The sequence below is a fragment of the Arthrobacter sp. P1_D4 genome, from assembly GCF_056406115.1.
In genome coordinates this window covers 1-15,207 of sequence record NZ_JBFUAU010000017.1, presented here as the reverse complement: position 1 = coordinate 15,207, position 15,207 = coordinate 1, and the positions used below count along the sequence as shown (strand labels likewise).

Below are 15,207 nucleotides of genomic sequence, written 5' to 3'. Positions count from 1 at the left end.
CGCAGGCCCCCGCCCCGGCGGCAGTAGGCTGGTCCTGTGGACCACGAACCCAGCCCTTCCCCCCTTCCTCCCCTCGATCCTCCCTTCGACGGCGATGACGCCGCCGCCGTTCCCGCCCCTGATTCGGCGTCTGTTTCCGCCTCTGTGTCCGCCTCCGGCGGGCCCGGCAGGATCGTCCTCGCCGCGACGCCGATCGGCAATGCGGGCGATGCCTCGGCGCGGCTCGTGGAGTTGCTCGCGACGGCGGACATCGTCGCCGCGGAGGACACCCGGAGGCTGCACCGCCTCGTGCAGAACCTCGGCGTCACTGTGGCGGGCCGGATCATCAGCTATCACGAGCACAATGAGGCAGCCAAGACGGCTGACCTGCTGGCGCAGGTCCGGTCCGGCAAGACCCTGGTGATGGTGACCGACGCCGGCATGCCCTCGGTCTCTGATCCGGGGTTCCGGCTGGTTGAAGGCGCCGTGGCGGCCGGCCTCACCGTCACCGCCGCGCCCGGACCCTCCGCAGTGCTGACCGCCCTGGCACTGTCGGGCCTGCCGACGGACCGGTTCTGCTTCGAGGGCTTCCTGCCGCGCAAGGCCGGTGAACGCTCCTCGCGGCTGGCCGATCTCGACACCGAGCGGCGCACCATGGTGTTTTTCGAGGCGCCGCACCGGCTGGAGCCCATGCTGAGGGCCCTGCGGGAGAGCTTTGGCGCCGACCGCCGGGCCGCCGTCTGCCGTGAACTCACCAAGACCTATGAAGAGGTCATCCGCGGCACCCTGCGCGAACTGCTTGAATGGGCCGAGTCAAGCGAAGTGCGCGGCGAAATTGCCGTGGTAGTGGGCGGCGCCCCGGAACGCGAACCCGGCCGTCCCGAGGATCATGTGGCTGCCGTCAACGGGCTGATAGCCCAGGGCATCCGGCTGAAGGAGGCCGTCGCCGCAGTGGCCGATGACGCGAAGGTCAGCAAGCGCGAACTCTATGCCGCGGTCCTCGCCGCGCGCTGAGCCGTGCGCTGAGCCAGGTGGTGGGTGCCGGGAGGCGGGTTCCGGCGCGCCGCCGTGCCTCGGGGGCCGGAACCGGGCTCCACGCCCACGCAGAACGGTTGTGCAGCTGCACAGCATAGTTTGGATACAGTAGTGCGCACATGCATAGACTTGCCAGTGAGCGCGGCAGTAGCGTGGCAGTAATCCAGACGCCCGTGCCTGCCTGTGGGAACGAGCGCCTACAACGAAAACTCATTCAAAAACTTGTGCCCACACTAGTTCAACCGAATTGCTGACGAGGGAGTCATTGTGACTGTAACTGCCCAGCCTATTGTTTCCGCGGACCGGGAGAGCGCCCTGCTGGCGTCCGTTCCGACGGGTCTGCTGATCAACGGCGAATGGCGTCCGGCCGTGTCCGGGAAGACCTTCGACGTCGAGGATCCCGCGACCGGGAAGGTCCTGCTCAGCATTGCCGACGCCGGTCCCGAAGACGGCAAAGCGGCCCTGGACGCGGCCGCTGCCGCGCAGGAGTCCTGGGCCAAGGTCCCGGCCCGGGAACGCGGCGAGATCCTGCGCCGCGCCTTCGAGCTGGTGACCGAACGGGCCGAGGACTTCGCGCTCCTGATGACCCTGGAGATGGGCAAGCCGCTGGCCGAGGCCCGTGGCGAGGTCACCTACGGCGCCGAGTTCCTGCGCTGGTTCTCGGAAGAGGCCGTCCGCGCGTTCGGCCGCTACTCGGTCTCCCCGGACGGCAGGTCCCGGCTGCTGGTGACCAAGAAGCCCGTGGGCCCGTGCCTTTTGATTACGCCGTGGAACTTCCCGCTGGCGATGGCCACCCGCAAGATCGCCCCCGCGGTCGCGGCCGGCTGCACGATGGTGCTCAAGTCCGCGAACCTGACCCCGCTGACCTCCCAGCTGTTCGCGGCCGTGATGGTCGAGGCCGGCCTGCCCGCCGGTGTCCTGAACGTCATCCCGACCTCCACGGCCGGCGCCACCACGGGTCCGCTGATCAAGGATCAGCGCCTGCGCAAGCTGTCCTTCACCGGTTCCACCGAGGTCGGCCGCCGGCTGCTCGCTGATGCGTCCGAGACGGTGCTCCGGACCTCGATGGAACTCGGCGGGAACGCCCCGTTCGTAGTGTTCGGGGACGCCGACATCGACGCCGCAGTCGCCGGGGCGATGCTGGCGAAGCTGCGGAACATGGGCGAGGCCTGCACGGCGGCGAACCGGTTCATCGTGCACGAGTCCGTCGCGGCCGAGTTCGCGGAGAAGTTCGCCGCGAAGATGGCGGAGATGACCACGGCCCGGGGCACCGAGGCCGAGTCCAAGGTCGGCCCGCTGATCGATGCCAAGAGCCGGGACAAGGTCCACGAACTCGTCACCGACGCCGTGAACTCCGGTGCTGTCGCAGTGACCGGCGGCTCCGCCGTCGAGGGCCCGGGCTACTTCTACAAGCCCACGATCCTCACCGGCGTGACCGAGGGCAGCCGGATCCTGTCCGAGGAAATCTTCGGACCCGTCGCCCCGATCATCACCTTTGACACCGAGGACGAGGCTGTCCGGCTCGCGAACAACACCGAATACGGGCTGGTGGCCTACGTCTTCACCCGGGACTTGAACCGGGGCATCCGGATGGGCGAACGGCTTGAGACCGGCATGCTGGGCCTGAACGCCGGCGTGGTCTCCAACGCTGCCGCCCCGTTCGGCGGCGTCAAGCAGTCCGGCCTGGGGCGCGAAGGCGGTCTCGAGGGCATCGAGGAATACCTCTACACGCAGTACATCGGCATCGCCGACCCCTACGCCGGCTAGCCACACCAGCTACCCGCGGCGCACCCGGCGGACGGAGTTGCGGATCTTCCCCCAGGATCCCGCGAACCCCCGCCGGGTGCGTAGTGCTGTCCGGGAGAGGAACCCGCGGGGCAGCCGGAGGGCCCGCCGCCAGCCGGCCATGACCGACGGCGGCAGCCATGCCGCGCGCAGCCGGACCAGGAAGCCGGCGTTTGCGCGCAGCGAGGCCTGCACCAGGGCGATCCTGGCAGCGGCGGAGTCGGCCGGATCCGCGGAGCCTGCGGTCCGCGCCGGGCCGGCCACGCCGCCCGGGCGGCCGTACTGCTCACGTTCGAAGTCCTCGGTCAGGGCCGCCGCGGCCCGCTGGCCGGGCCCGTCCGCACCGCCGGGTTCCCCGAAAACCGTCGAGGCGCGCAACCGCTCGGAGAAATTCCGCGGCGTTTCGCTCGCTCCGGGCGCCACCCCGTAGTCTGTGGCCAGATCCCGCAGTTCCGCCCAGGCCGGCAGCGCCGTCCCGGCCGTGACGCCGGGATTGCCGCGGGCCGCCGTCCTGAGCCTGCGGCGCCGCACGCCGCTGCGCACCAGCCGCGGGGAGGCCACCAGCAGCGCCAGCAGCAGCACGGCGGCAACACCGTACAGCGCCTGTGCCGCCTGCGCGCCGCTGGGCGCCGGTGTGCCCGCCCCGGGAAGCGGGACCGTGCCGGGGGCCGGGAACGGTGCCTGGGTGGAACCGTCACCGGGGGTCAGGGCGTCGTTGCGGTCGTTGGTGCTGGCACCGCTGCGGGCGGCGGCATCCGTGGCGTACGCCGGAACGACGCCGCGGGACGGTGTCGGCTCAAACGCGACCCAGCCCACGCCCTGGAAGTAGAGCTCCGGCCAGGCGTGGGCGTCCCGGGCATCGACCTCGAACTCCGGAAGCGGGCCCTGGCCCGAGACCGCCACCGTGGCCCCGGTGGGCCGCCCCGGCGCGTAGCCCACGGCGATCCTGCTCGGAATGCCCTCCAGTCTGGCCATCACGGCCATGGCGGAGGCGAAATGAATGCAGTAGCCGCTCTTCTGGGTCAGGAAGTCCGCCAGCACGGACAGGCCGTTGCCGTCGTAGCCGCCCTGCACGGGGGACTGCAGAGAGTAGGTGAACTCGGCGGAGCGCAAATACCTCTGGATGGCCATGGCCCGCGAATACGGCGAGTTGGCACCCGCCGTCACAGTCCTAGCCGTGCTGCGCACAACCTCCGGAACATTCGACGGTTCCCGGAGGAACAGTTCGGGGACACCGCGCACCTGCCCGGAAGCGCCCGCCAGCAGCGCTGCCGTGAGCTGCGGAGTCACGGACGAGACCACATATTGCTGGTCGCGGGAATTTGTGTCCACACCCTTGATGCTCAGCGTGGCGGGGTCCCAGCTCCAGCGCCCCGAGAGGCCGTTGACCGCTTCCGGCGCATACGGCGCGGGCAGGTACGGGCTCGTGTACTGGCCGGTGTTGACGGCCGTAATCACGCGGAGCTCGGCCGGGGCGGTCTCATGCCCGGCCTCGAGCCGGCCTGTTCCCGGCTGCCGGCTCGACTCCCGGTCATCGGGTGACCAGGCATCGCCGTCAAAGGTGTCCACCGTCACCGAGCGCAGGTACGGCGTCGTCGGCGCGTTCGTGGCGAAGGTGATCCGGCCCTCGCCGGAGGGGCTGCGCAGGCTGTTGCCCAGGCTGATCATCGGATTGAGGCCGGTGGCGCCGCCGAACGGGTTCAGCCGCGAGCCCTGCGGGAACGTGCCCTGGTCGAAACCCGGGATGGCCAGCTGCAGCACCAGCGTGAGGGTCAGCGCCGCGACGGCCGTGACCGTGCCGCGCCGCAGCTGCCCGGGGTTGCGGGCGGTGTCGGCCAGGGTGCGGGTATCCGGCGTGTACCAATGGCTGCAGCCGAGGATCAAAAGGTACCCGACTGCGGCGCCCACGAACCCCAGCACCCCCACGCTTTGCGGCTTGACCATGGCCGGCACCACGAGGATTGCCAGGATCCCGAGCCCGCTCGTGGCCGGCAGCGCCAGCGGGAACGCCAGGGCATCGATGAGGATCACGAGCAGTCCGAGGACCGCGCAGATCAGCATGACGATTCCGGCGTTGGGGGCCACTGGGGTGCTCTCGGCCAGGACCGTTTCGCTGGCCCGCCGGAGGAACTTTCCCAGGTAGTTCATGGTCTCCGGGGAGGGGATGAACCCGGCAATGCTGTGCTGCCGGAAGAAGATGAAGGTCACGGCCACGATCAGCGCCACCAGGCCGCCGGCGGTGACCAGCCAGGGCCGGGCACGCAGGGACCGGAGCACCGCGAGGGAGAACGCAACGGAGAGGACGGTACTGAACACCGGGGAGTACCAGGCCCAGCCCCGCAGGACGCCGTTGAATCCGAGGGCCGCGCCCGCGACGGCCACCGCGACGGCGGTCGCCATCACCCAGGGCTTGGCACCGGGTCCGTCCGGCCGGGACGCCGCACCGGGGGAGAGGGCTGTCGGTTCTTCTTCGCCGGCCGTGCCGGTGCCGGTTCCGTGGCTGCGTTGCGGGGCGAGGGTCATGGCCGGCCCCCCACGCCGCGGCGGACGTCGGCCCCGGCGGAAATCCCCGGGTCTGCCTGGTCGAAGGCTGCCCAGGCGTCAGGCAGTGAGCTCTGGGCGGATACCGCCAGGGCCCGCCATCCGCCCAGCCGCAGCGCCTCCAGCACCTCGGGCACTTCGCCGGAGTCCTGTGCCCGGTCCGTGACCAGCAGCGCGAAGGCGTTCGCGCCGAACCCGGCGGCCGGGGACAGCGCCCGGGCCTCGGCCGGAGTCAGGCTGCCCAGGACCGCCAGGACAGGTCCGCGGAGCCGGTGGGCGGAAAGTTTGTCCATCAGGGTGTCGTCGAAGGCGTGCGGGGCACCCCCGGTGCCCGCAGCGGCCCCGGAGCGGAATCCACCCGCCGCGGAGGACCCGGTGCTGGTTCCCGCCGCGGCCTCCTGCGGGCGGGCCTGGGGGCGGGGCGCCGGGCGGTCACGGCGCGGGTGGTTGTGGTGGTGGGTGTGGTGCGGGCCGGAAAGCTCGATGGCAGCCAGGCTTTCGGCGATGGACTGCAGCCCGGCCGTTCCGGTGTATTCCTCGGCTTCCGGGTCGGGAGCGGACGGCGAATTCCGGAAGGCCGGCGCGCCCGCGCTGTCCAGGAACCGCAGTGAGTAGTTGCGTTCCGCGAGGTGCGCCCCGATCGACATCGCCGCCGTGACAGCCCACTCGAAGGCATCAGAGGTCAGCAGGTCGTGGCCGTCCCCCTCGCCGCCGCCCGGGTGGCCGCCGGAGGAATGTGCACTGTGGCCGAACACCCCGTGGGGGTAGGCCGAGAGCCGCTGGTCCAGGATGATGGTCGCCTCGGGGGTCGTGACGGATTCCTCCTGCCGCACCATGAGCGAACCGTGGCGGGCGGTCGCGGCCCAGTGCACCCGGCGCAGCGGATCCCCGTGGCGGTATTCGCGGGTCATGACGTCGTCGTCGCTGGGATTGGCCCGGGCCCTCGTGGGTGTGACACCGTCGTGCCCGCGGGCACCGGCGAGCCCGGTCTCCGGCAGCTCGATGGCGGCGGGCGTCACGGTGAGGAGGTCGCCGTCGTCAATCGCGTGGCGGTGGAAGGAGAGCCCGAAGGGATCGCTGAATTCCGCCGTGACGGGCCCGATCAGGAACTGGCCGCGCCTGGCCGAGCGGAGGTGGTACTCATAGCGGCTGGTGCCGCCGGCTGCCGCACGGGCCGGGAACCGGAAGACAGGCGATTCGCCGAACCGGGCCGGCAAGTGTTCCTCCATGACGGCGTGGCCTGTGCCCGCCCCGGTCCGCGCGACGGCCAGCCGCACCGTGGCACGGGCGGACGTTTCAACCGGCGACGGGCTGAATTCGCGGTAGACCCGGAACCTCGGCTTCAGGACCCGGGTTCCAGCCAGGGCGAGCACCGGCAGCACCAGCAGCAGGACGGCCAGGGCCAGCAGGTCCCGGCGCCCCATGATCTGCGCGGCCAGCAGCGACACCGCACCCGCGCCGAGCAGGCCCCAGCCGCGGCTGCTGAAGAAGTGCCCGGGGAACCGATCCCTTATCGCCACGGCGGAGCCATTCCCTAGTGCGGATTGGGCACGTTGGGCGGCGGCGCGGCTGCCATGGCCGAGGCCTTCTTCCGGCCAGGGCCGCCGGTTCCGTTGGGTGAGGCCGTCACGTCCGGGGTGACGGGTATCTTGGCGATGATTGCCCGGATGACGCTTTGCGGCGTCTCACCCGCGCTGGCCGCCTTGCGGTCGAGGATGATCCGGTGGGCGAGCACCGCTTCGGCGACGCTGACGACGTCGTCCGGCAGCACAAAGTCCCGGCCCTCCAACGCGGCGGTGGCCTTCGCCGCACGCAGGAGCTGCAGCATGGACCGCGGGCTGGCGCCGAGCCGGAGAAGCCCGCTTTCCCGCGTGGCCCGGCCCAGGGCCACGGTGTATTCCTTGATGGACCGGGACACGTATACCTGCTGCACCGTGGCAATCATGGCGGCCACTTCCGCCGCGGTGACCACTGCCGTCACACGCGCCAGCGGAGAGGAGGCCTGGTGGGTTTCGAGCATCTCCATCTCGGACTCACGGTCCGGGTAGCCCATGGAAATCCGGGCCATGAAGCGGTCCCGCTGCGCTTCCGGCAGCGGATACGTGCCCTCCATCTCAATGGGGTTCTGCGTCGCCACCACCATGAAGGGCTCATCCAGCCGGTAGGACGTGCCGTCCACCGTGACCTGGTGCTCCTCCATGCACTCCAGCAGGGCCGACTGGGTCTTGGCCGAGGCGCGGTTGATTTCGTCCCCGATGACGATATTGGCGAACACCGCGCCGTGCCGGAACTCGAAGGTCCGGGTCGCCTGGTTGTAGATGGACACGCCCGTGACGTCGGACGGGAGCAGGTCCGGGGTGAACTGGATCCGGCTGACGGAGCAGTCGATGGTGCGGCCCAGCGTCTTCGCCAGGAGCGTCTTGCCCACCCCCGGGACGTCTTCGAGGAGCAGGTGGCCCTGGGCGAGGAGGACCGTGAGCGCCAGTTTGGCCGCTTCGGCCTTGCCGTCGATGACCGTATTGATCGCCGTCAGGATCCGGGTGCTGGCTGAGTGGAAAGCGTCGGCATCCATGGCCGGCAGTTCATGCCGCGGGGGCCGCTGTCCGGATGCGTTTGGGTCCAAGGACGGGCGGCCTGGGAGACTCTGTCCCTGGGGGAGGATGTCGTCTACGGAAGTGCGGTGGTAATCCATCGGCAGCCTTTCAGCCCTGGTGGGTCCCGGATCTGACCGCCCGCGGCGGCCGGGGCCCCGCAGTGGCATTCACCTGTTTCCTAACGGGGAAATTACAGAGTATTAACAGACTACTAACACAACTGCCGGCCCTGACAGAGAGTTCCGGGGAAATCTGGCCTCCGGTTAGGGTGGATGAATGCTCAATCCCCTCACTCCCGTCCCCTTCCGGTCGCCTGGAAACGACGGTACCGGACGCAGCGGGTATCCGCCCGCACCGGAACCGCTTCCCGTGCCGGTCATGGACAACCACACGCATTTGGACTTTCCCGACGCGGAGCTTGAGGTGGGCATCAAGGACGCCCTCGATGCCGCCGCCGCCGTGGGCGTGCAAGGCGCCGTGCAGGTGGGCTGCGACCTCGAATCGTCCCGGTTTACGGTCAACGCGGTCGACCTCGATTCCCGGCTCCTGGGCGCTGTTGCCCTCCACCCCAACGACGCCCCCGGCTACGCCCGGCGCGGCGGCCTGGAGGATGCCCTGGCCGAGATCGAGGCGCTCGCCGGCCATCCGAGGATCCGGGCGATCGGGGAGACCGGCCTGGACTTCTTCCGGACCGAGGGGGAGGGCCTGACCCACCAGCGCTATTCGTTCCGCCGCCATATCGACATCGCCAAACGGCTCGGACTGACGCTGCAAATCCACGACCGCGACGCCCACGACGACGTCGTCCAGGTCCTGCGCGAAGAGGGGGCCCCGGAGCGGGTGGTCTTCCACTGTTTCTCCGGCGGCGAGGCACTCGCCCGGACCTGCAACGCGGAGGGCTGGTACATGTCCTTTGCCGGAACTGTGACATTCAAGAACGCGACGGACCTGCGGGACGCGCTGTCTATCGCTGAGCCGAGCCGGATCCTGGTCGAGACCGACGCGCCCTTCCTCACCCCGCACCCGCATCGCGGCCGGCCCAACGCGAGCTACATGGTTCCGTACACCGTGCGGGCTATGGCCGATGTGACCGGGTCGGAGCTTTCCGGGCTGTGTGCGCAGATCGCCGCAAATACGGTGCGGGCGTACGGATCCTGGGACTGAACCGCCCTCATCCAGCTCCCCGGCATAGATACCAGGTATGCACAAATTCTTGGTTCCTTTATAACGCTTCGATTACAGTGGTCAACTATTAGCCGGGGTCGGGGAAGGCCTACGGATAATTTCACTCCAGCAGGGCGTGCATTGTGGCCAACAAACCACATGCGCGCTCTCGTTTTGGGTGAGGCAGTGCACGCATGTTCCGTGACGCTCCGGACGCTGTCCGGAGCCGCCGTTGGCGCGCTCGCGGTGGATGGCCACGTGCACTTTTCCCCGTGCCCGGAAGGTCCAAGAGATTCGGGCAATTGTGGTCAAGTTCTTCACATCGGACGGCAAGTTCAGCTTCGTCAAGGTTGGCACGCAGCTCGTGGTGCTGGTGGCACTGGTGCTGGGCCTCGTGGCCTTCGTCGGCAATAACAAGACGATCACACTCAACGTGGATGGCAAAGTCAGCTCCGTCCAGACCTTCGGCGGAACCGTCGGGGAAGTCGTCAAGAGTGCCAAGGTTGAACTGCAGCCATCTGACAGGGTGTCGCCTTCAGCGGACGCCCACGTGCAGGACGGGTCAGTCATCAACGTCAACCTCGCCAAGGCCGTCAAGGTCAGCCTGGACGGCGCCGAACGGACCATCTCCACCACCGCACCCACCGTCGAGGGGCTCGTGACCGAACTCGGCGTGGCCAGCGCCTCGCAGGTCTCCGTGCCCAAGGACGCCCAGCTCGCCGTCTCCGGCTCCTTCGTCTCCATCTCGACGCCTAAAAAGGTGAGCCTCGTTGCGGACGGCAAGGCGGCAGCGACCACCACGACGGCGGCCACAGTCGCCAAAGTGCTCGAGGACGCCGGGCTTTCGCTCGGGGCCAGCGACCGCGTATCCCAGCCCGGGAACGCCCCGGTGGTCAATGACATGGTGATTAAGGTCTCCCGCGTCGACGTCAGCAAGACGGCCAACACCACCGAGCCCGTCGCCTTCGAAACACTCACCACCGAGAGTGCTGACATGTTCAAGGGTGAGAAGAAGGTCACCCAGGCCGGCGTCGCCGGCACCACCAGCAAGAACTTCAAGCTGGTCCTCGTGGATGGCCGCGAAGCCTCCCGGACCCTGGTGTCCGAGACCGTCAGCGTCCAGCCCGTCACCGAAAAGGTCACTGTCGGCACCAAGGAAAAGCCCAAGCCCGCCGCCAACACCGGTGCGGCCGCCCCCGCCATGATGAACCAGGGCATGTGGGACAAGATCGCCCAGTGCGAATCCGGCGGCAACTGGTCCACCAACACCGGCAACGGCTACTACGGTGGCCTGCAGTTCGACGTCGGCACCTGGCTCAGCTCGGGCGGCGGCGCCTACGCCCCGAACGCCGCTGCCGCCACCAAGGCCCAGCAGATCGCCGTCGCCAACCGGGTCTACGCCCAGCGCGGACTGCAGCCCTGGGGTTGCGGCTGGGCCGCCTCCAGCTAGCAGGCCAGGCCGGCGGCTGACTGCCCGCCACTGACCGCCCGCCACTGAACGCCCGACTCCCGCGGCTGCCGACCACAGCCAGGGAGAGCACAGGCCGGGTCCGGATTCCCTCCGGACCCGGCCTGCGGCGTACCGGCGCCGGGATAGGATACCTAGGTGACTGAACCGAGCCCCTCCGCCCCCGAAAGCCTGCCCGGAGCGGCGCCCGCACCGCTGATGGGTGCCTCCGATATCCGCCGGCTGGCAGAGGAAATCGGCGTGCGGCCCACGAAGACCCTCGGGCAGAACTTCGTCATCGACGGCAACACCATCCGGCGGATCGTGAACGCCGCCGACATCCGCGCCGATGAGACCGTCCTGGAAGTCGGCCCCGGACTCGGGTCACTGACCCTTGGCCTGCTGGACGCCGCCCGCAGCGTGGTCGCCGTCGAAATCGATCCGGTCCTTGCCGGGCGCCTGCCGGCCACTGTGGCCGAGTGGCGTCCGCACGCCGCCGGGAACTTCCACCTCGTCCTGGCCGACGCCATGCGGGTCACCGAACTTCCCGTCGAACCGACCGCCCTCGTGGCGAATCTTCCCTACAACGTGGCCGTTCCCGTGGTGCTGCACCTCCTGCAGCACTTCCCGAGCCTGCAGCACGGCCTGGTCATGGTCCAGGATGAAGTCGCCGACCGGCTCGCGGCCGGCCCCGGCTCCAAGACCTACGGCGTTCCATCCGTCAAAGCCGCCTGGTACAGCAGCATGCGCAAGGCCGGCGTGATCGGCATGAACGTCTTCTGGCCAGCGCCCAAGATCCATTCCGGACTCGTCGCCTTCACGCGCCGGGAGCCCCCCGTCACGACCGCCACCAGGGAGCAGGTCTTCGCCGTGATCGACGCCGCCTTCGCGCAGCGCCGCAAGACGCTCCGGGCCGCGCTGGCCGGCTGGGCCGGCAGCGCCGCCGAGGCCGAACGCTGCCTGCGGGCCGCCGGCGTCGACCCCACCGCACGCGGCGAAGTGATCGACATCGCGGCGTTCGCCAGAATCGCCGAAGCCCACGGACAACCGGACTCCTGAGCTCCTTGTGAGCTCCGCATGGGCGCCTCCGGGGGCGGTTGCGTGCTTGGAGCCCGGGCCGCGATGCCATAGCGTGGAGCCATGAACGCAGTGAGAGGGCGCTTTGCCGCGAGGACCGTCCGGGTGAAAGCTCCAGGCAAGGTTAACGTCTCACTGGATGTCGGACCGCTGCGGCCGGACGGCTACCACTCCGTGGCCAGCGTCTACCTGGCTGTCTCGCTCTACGAAGAAATTGCCGCCACCAGCACCGATACCGGCGAGATCACCGTCAGCATCAGCGACGCGAGCACCGTGGACCTCGACGGGGTGGACATTCCGCTCGATCACCGCAACCTGGCCTACAAAGCCGCTGCCATCATGGCCGACGTCTCGGAACACTCCACGGGTGTCCACCTGGAGATCACCAAACGGGTGCCCGTGGCTGGCGGCATGGGCGGCGGATCGGCCGACGCCGCCGCCACCCTGCTGGCCTGCGACGCATTGTGGAACAGCGGACTGTCCCGCGATGAGCTGGCCCACCTGGCCGCCGAGCTCGGCGCCGATGTTCCCTTCGCGCTGCTGGGCGGCACCGCCGTCGGACTGGGCCTGGGCGATGACCTCTCGCCGGCCCTGGTCAAGGCCCAGACGGACTGGGTCCTGGTCAGCGCGGACTTCGGCCTGCCCACCCCTGAGGTCTACCGCACCCTGGACCGCCTGCGCGCGGCCGAGGGCCTGGCGGTGGACGAACCCGACGCCGTGGATCCCGGCGTGCTCACGGCTCTGCGCAGCGGCGATGCCGACGCCCTGAGCCGAGTGCTGGTCAACGACCTCCAGCGCGCCTCGATCGAACTGGCCCCGGGCCTGCGCGAGACCCTGGGCCGCGGCGAGGCCTGCGGCGCGATCGCGGGCATCGTCTCCGGCTCCGGACCCACCGTCGCGTTCCTCGCACACAGCCCCGCCGCGGCCGCCGGGCTCGCCGAAGAGCTGCGGCACCACAGCCTCGACGCCATGGCGGTGCACGGGCCGGTGCACGGGGCCCGCATCATCTCCGATACGCTCCTTTAGGAGCTTTTGACGCATCGCATCCGATGACTTCACAGCTTCACTTCACCGATACACCTAAGAAAGCAGTTCCCAGTGGCACACCTGCTCGGCGGCGAGAACCTCACGGTCTCGTATGCAACCCGTACCGTCCTCGATGGCATTACCCTCGGCCTTGAAGAGGGCGACCGGATCGGCATGGTGGGCCGCAACGGTGACGGCAAGTCAACCCTGATGCGGTTGCTGGCCATGCGCTCCACCCCGGACTCCGGCCGGGTGACCAAGCGCAGCGAGGTCAACATCGGCTACCTGGACCAGAGCGACGTGCTCGACGGCGACCTCACCGTCGGCGCCGCGATCGTGGGGGACCAGGCCGACTACGAGTGGGCCCGCAATCCCCAGATCCGTGAAGTCATGGGCGGGCTGGTGTCCGACGTCGACTGGCACGCCAACGTCCACGCGCTCTCCGGCGGGCAGAAGCGGCGTGTGGCGCTGGCCAAGCTGCTGATCGAGGACCACGACGTCATCATGCTCGACGAGCCCACCAACCACCTCGACGTCGAAGGCGTCGCGTGGCTGTCCCGGCACCTGAAGACCCGCTGGCGGGCCAACCAGGGCGCCTTCCTCGTGGTCACCCACGACCGGTGGTTCCTCGACGAAGTCTGCACCAAGACCTGGGAAATCCACGACGGCATCATGGACCCGTTCGACGGCGGCTATGCCGCCTACGTCCTGGCCCGCGCGGAGCGGGACCGCTCTGCGTCAGTGATGGAAAGCAAGCGCCAGCAGCTCGTGAAGAAGGAACTCGCCTGGCTCCGGCGCGGTGCCCCGGCCCGCACCGCCAAGCCCAAGTTCCGGATCGAGGCAGCCAACGCCCTGATCGCGGACGTCCCCGAGCCGCGCGACTCGACGGCGCTGAGCAAGATGGCCACCGCCCGGCTGGGCAAGGATGTCCTGGACCTCGAGCACGTCTCGCTGGACTTCCTCGGCGGCGAGCCCGGGCAGAAGCTCTTCGACAACATCACGCTGCGCCTCGCCCCCGGGGAACGGCTCGGCCTCGTGGGCGTCAACGGCGCCGGCAAGACCACCCTGCTCAAACTCCTCAACGGCGAGATCCAGCCCTCCTCCGGGAAGGTCAAGCGCGGCAAGACGGTGGTCACCGCGGTCCTGACCCAGGAGGTCAAGGAACTCGACGACGTCTCGGACCTGCGTGTGATCGAAGTGATCGAGCGGGAAAAGCGCTCCTTCAACGTCGGCGGCAAGGAATTCACCGCCGGCCAGCTCGTGGAGCAGCTGGGCTTCACCAACGAAAAGCAGTGGACCCCGGTCAAGGACCTCTCCGGTGGCGAACGCCGGCGGCTGCAGCTCCTGCGCCTGCTCGTGGGGGAGCCGAACGTGCTGATGCTTGACGAGCCGACCAACGACCTCGACACCGACACCCTCGCCGCCGTCGAAGATGTGCTCGACGGCTGGCCCGGCACGCTCGTCGTCGTCAGCCACGACCGCTACCTGCTCGAGCGCGTCACGGACCACCAGATGGCGCTCCTTGGCGACGGCAAGATCCGCGCCCTGCCCCGCGGCGTGGACCAGTACCTCGAACTGCGGGAAGGGGCCCTGGCAGGCTCCACGATCACCGGCGGCGGCAACCCCGTCACCTCCGCCGGCGGGGGATCCGCTCCCGTCGCCAGCGGCCCGTCTGAGGCCGAAAAGCGCGACGCCCGCAAGGCCAAGAACCGGATCGACCGCCAGCTCGGCAAACTCAAGCAGCAGGAAGACAAGATCCACGCCCAGATGACCGCCGGGGCCGGGGACGCGAGCAAGTTCGACCAGCTCGCCGGACTCAACGCGAAACTCCAGGAACTGGCCGGGGAACGCGAAGCCCTTGAACTCGAATGGCTCGAGGCCCTGGAAGTGCTGGGGGAGTAGCCTCCTGCCCATCCCCGGGACATGCCCAGCGTGAGCACCCACCGATGGACATGTCCCTTGCAGCCCTCAAAACCCGCGGGACATGTCCCTCGGCGCGGGCCAGCACGGGACATGTCCCTTGCAGGGCTGAATTTCCGCTGGGCATGTTCCTCGGCGCGGGCCAGTATTGGACATGTCCCTTGCAGGGCTCAAATCCCGCTGGGCATGTCGCTGGGCGCGGGCCAGGGATGGGCATATTGGCATTGTGTCCATTGATCGGGACCAGCACTGGGCATGTCCCGCGTAGGGAATGGGGTCGCGGCGCACGCCCGGGAAGGCACGTTCCGCGGAACGCGTGAATCCCGCGGGACATGCCCAGCGTGAGCACCCGCCGCTGGACATGTCCCTTTGAGGGCCGAAATCCCGCAGGGCATGTCCCTCGGCGCGGGCCAGGGATGGGCATATTGGCATTGTGTCCGTTGCTCGGGACCAACGCTGGGCATGTCCCGCTTAGGGGACGGGGTCTCTGCGCACGCCCAGGAAGGCACGTTCCACGGAACGCGTGAATCCTGCGGCACATGTCCGGCCGCGCAGACCAAGAATGGGCATGTCCCGTGGCGCCGGCCGCACCGCCTGCCCACGCCGCCCACCCGCGCCCACCCGCGCCCACCCGCGCCC

The 15,207-nt window shown here is 69.2% G+C and carries 10 protein-coding genes; 7 read left to right on the top strand and 3 right to left on the bottom strand.

Annotated elements, in window-relative coordinates; translation table 11 throughout:
- Window positions 1-36: 36 nt before the first annotated feature.
- Together rsmI and AC1D0A_RS16760 are read left to right on the top strand one after the other, a co-directional pair.
- Window positions 37-993 (top strand): 16S rRNA (cytidine(1402)-2'-O)-methyltransferase, encoded by a 957-nt coding sequence (rsmI, locus tag AC1D0A_RS16765; RefSeq protein WP_439954114.1) that lies wholly within the window; start codon window positions 37-39, stop codon window positions 991-993.
- 288 nt (window positions 994-1,281) lie between these two features.
- Window positions 1,282-2,781, top strand: coding sequence for an NAD-dependent succinate-semialdehyde dehydrogenase (locus AC1D0A_RS16760; RefSeq protein WP_476946339.1), 1,500 nt, complete (start codon window positions 1,282-1,284; stop codon window positions 2,779-2,781).
- 9 nt (window positions 2,782-2,790) lie between these two features.
- On the opposite strand, the gene AC1D0A_RS16755 is transcribed toward AC1D0A_RS16760, so the two are convergent.
- The 3 genes from AC1D0A_RS16755 to AC1D0A_RS16745 are packed head-to-tail and all read right to left on the bottom strand — an operon-like array spanning window position 2,791 to window position 8,032.
- The gene (locus AC1D0A_RS16755) at window positions 2,791-5,322 is read right to left on the bottom strand and encodes a transglutaminase TgpA family protein (RefSeq protein ID WP_476946338.1); all 2,532 of its coding nucleotides are present in this window, start codon (window positions 5,320-5,322) and stop codon (window positions 2,791-2,793) included.
- Complete coding sequence (locus AC1D0A_RS16750; RefSeq protein ID WP_476946337.1) at window positions 5,319-6,860, bottom strand: DUF58 domain-containing protein; 1,542 nt, start codon at window positions 6,858-6,860, stop codon at window positions 5,319-5,321. Before AC1D0A_RS16750 ends, AC1D0A_RS16755 begins: the two co-directional genes overlap by 4 nt.
- A 14-nt stretch (window positions 6,861-6,874) precedes the next feature.
- On the bottom strand, window positions 6,875-8,032 hold the full coding sequence (locus AC1D0A_RS16745; protein ID WP_476942952.1) for an AAA family ATPase: 1,158 nt from the start codon (window positions 8,030-8,032) through the stop codon (window positions 6,875-6,877).
- A 178-nt stretch (window positions 8,033-8,210) separates the two neighbouring features.
- On the opposite strand from AC1D0A_RS16745, the gene AC1D0A_RS16740 reads away from it, so the two are divergent.
- The 5 genes from AC1D0A_RS16740 to AC1D0A_RS16720 all read left to right on the top strand — a co-directional run bounded on the left by AC1D0A_RS16740 (window position 8,211) and on the right by AC1D0A_RS16720 (window position 14,550).
- The gene (locus tag AC1D0A_RS16740; RefSeq protein ID WP_476942953.1) at window positions 8,211-9,098 is read left to right on the top strand and encodes a TatD family hydrolase; all 888 of its coding nucleotides are present in this window, start codon (window positions 8,211-8,213) and stop codon (window positions 9,096-9,098) included.
- A gap of 304 nt (window positions 9,099-9,402) precedes the next feature.
- A complete protein-coding gene (locus AC1D0A_RS16735) occupies window positions 9,403-10,548 on the top strand; it encodes a ubiquitin-like domain-containing protein (protein WP_476849065.1) in 1,146 nt (381 codons plus the stop codon).
- Between the two features lie 216 nt (window positions 10,549-10,764).
- Window positions 10,765-11,604: a 16S rRNA (adenine(1518)-N(6)/adenine(1519)-N(6))-dimethyltransferase RsmA gene (gene rsmA, locus AC1D0A_RS16730; protein ID WP_476942984.1), complete on the top strand. Its 840-nt coding sequence runs from the start codon at window positions 10,765-10,767 to the stop codon at window positions 11,602-11,604.
- A gap of 81 nt (window positions 11,605-11,685) precedes the next feature.
- Window positions 11,686-12,648 (top strand): 4-(cytidine 5'-diphospho)-2-C-methyl-D-erythritol kinase, encoded by a 963-nt coding sequence (locus AC1D0A_RS16725; RefSeq protein WP_028276492.1) that lies wholly within the window; start codon window positions 11,686-11,688, stop codon window positions 12,646-12,648.
- Between the two features lie 72 nt (window positions 12,649-12,720).
- Entirely contained in the window at window positions 12,721-14,550 is a 1,830-nt protein-coding gene (locus AC1D0A_RS16720) for an ABC-F family ATP-binding cassette domain-containing protein (RefSeq protein ID WP_243179825.1), read from the top strand.
- Window positions 14,551-15,207: the final 657 nt, after the last annotated feature.

Excerpts from the sequence above, each read along its gene's own strand:
- rsmA (WP_476942984.1), top strand. The coding sequence starts at position 10,765 with ATGGGTGCCTCCGATATCCGCCGGCTGGCAGAGGAAATCGGCGTGCGG.
- AC1D0A_RS16740 (WP_476942953.1), top strand. The coding sequence starts at position 8,211 with ATGCTCAATCCCCTCACTCCCGTCCCCTTCCGGTCGCCTGGAAACGAC.
- AC1D0A_RS16725 (WP_028276492.1), top strand. The coding sequence starts at position 11,686 with ATGAACGCAGTGAGAGGGCGCTTTGCCGCGAGGACCGTCCGGGTGAAA.
- AC1D0A_RS16755 (WP_476946338.1), bottom strand. The coding sequence starts at position 5,322 with ATGACCCTCGCCCCGCAACGCAGCCACGGAACCGGCACCGGCACGGCC.
- AC1D0A_RS16745 (WP_476942952.1), bottom strand. The coding sequence starts at position 8,032 with ATGGATTACCACCGCACTTCCGTAGACGACATCCTCCCCCAGGGACAG.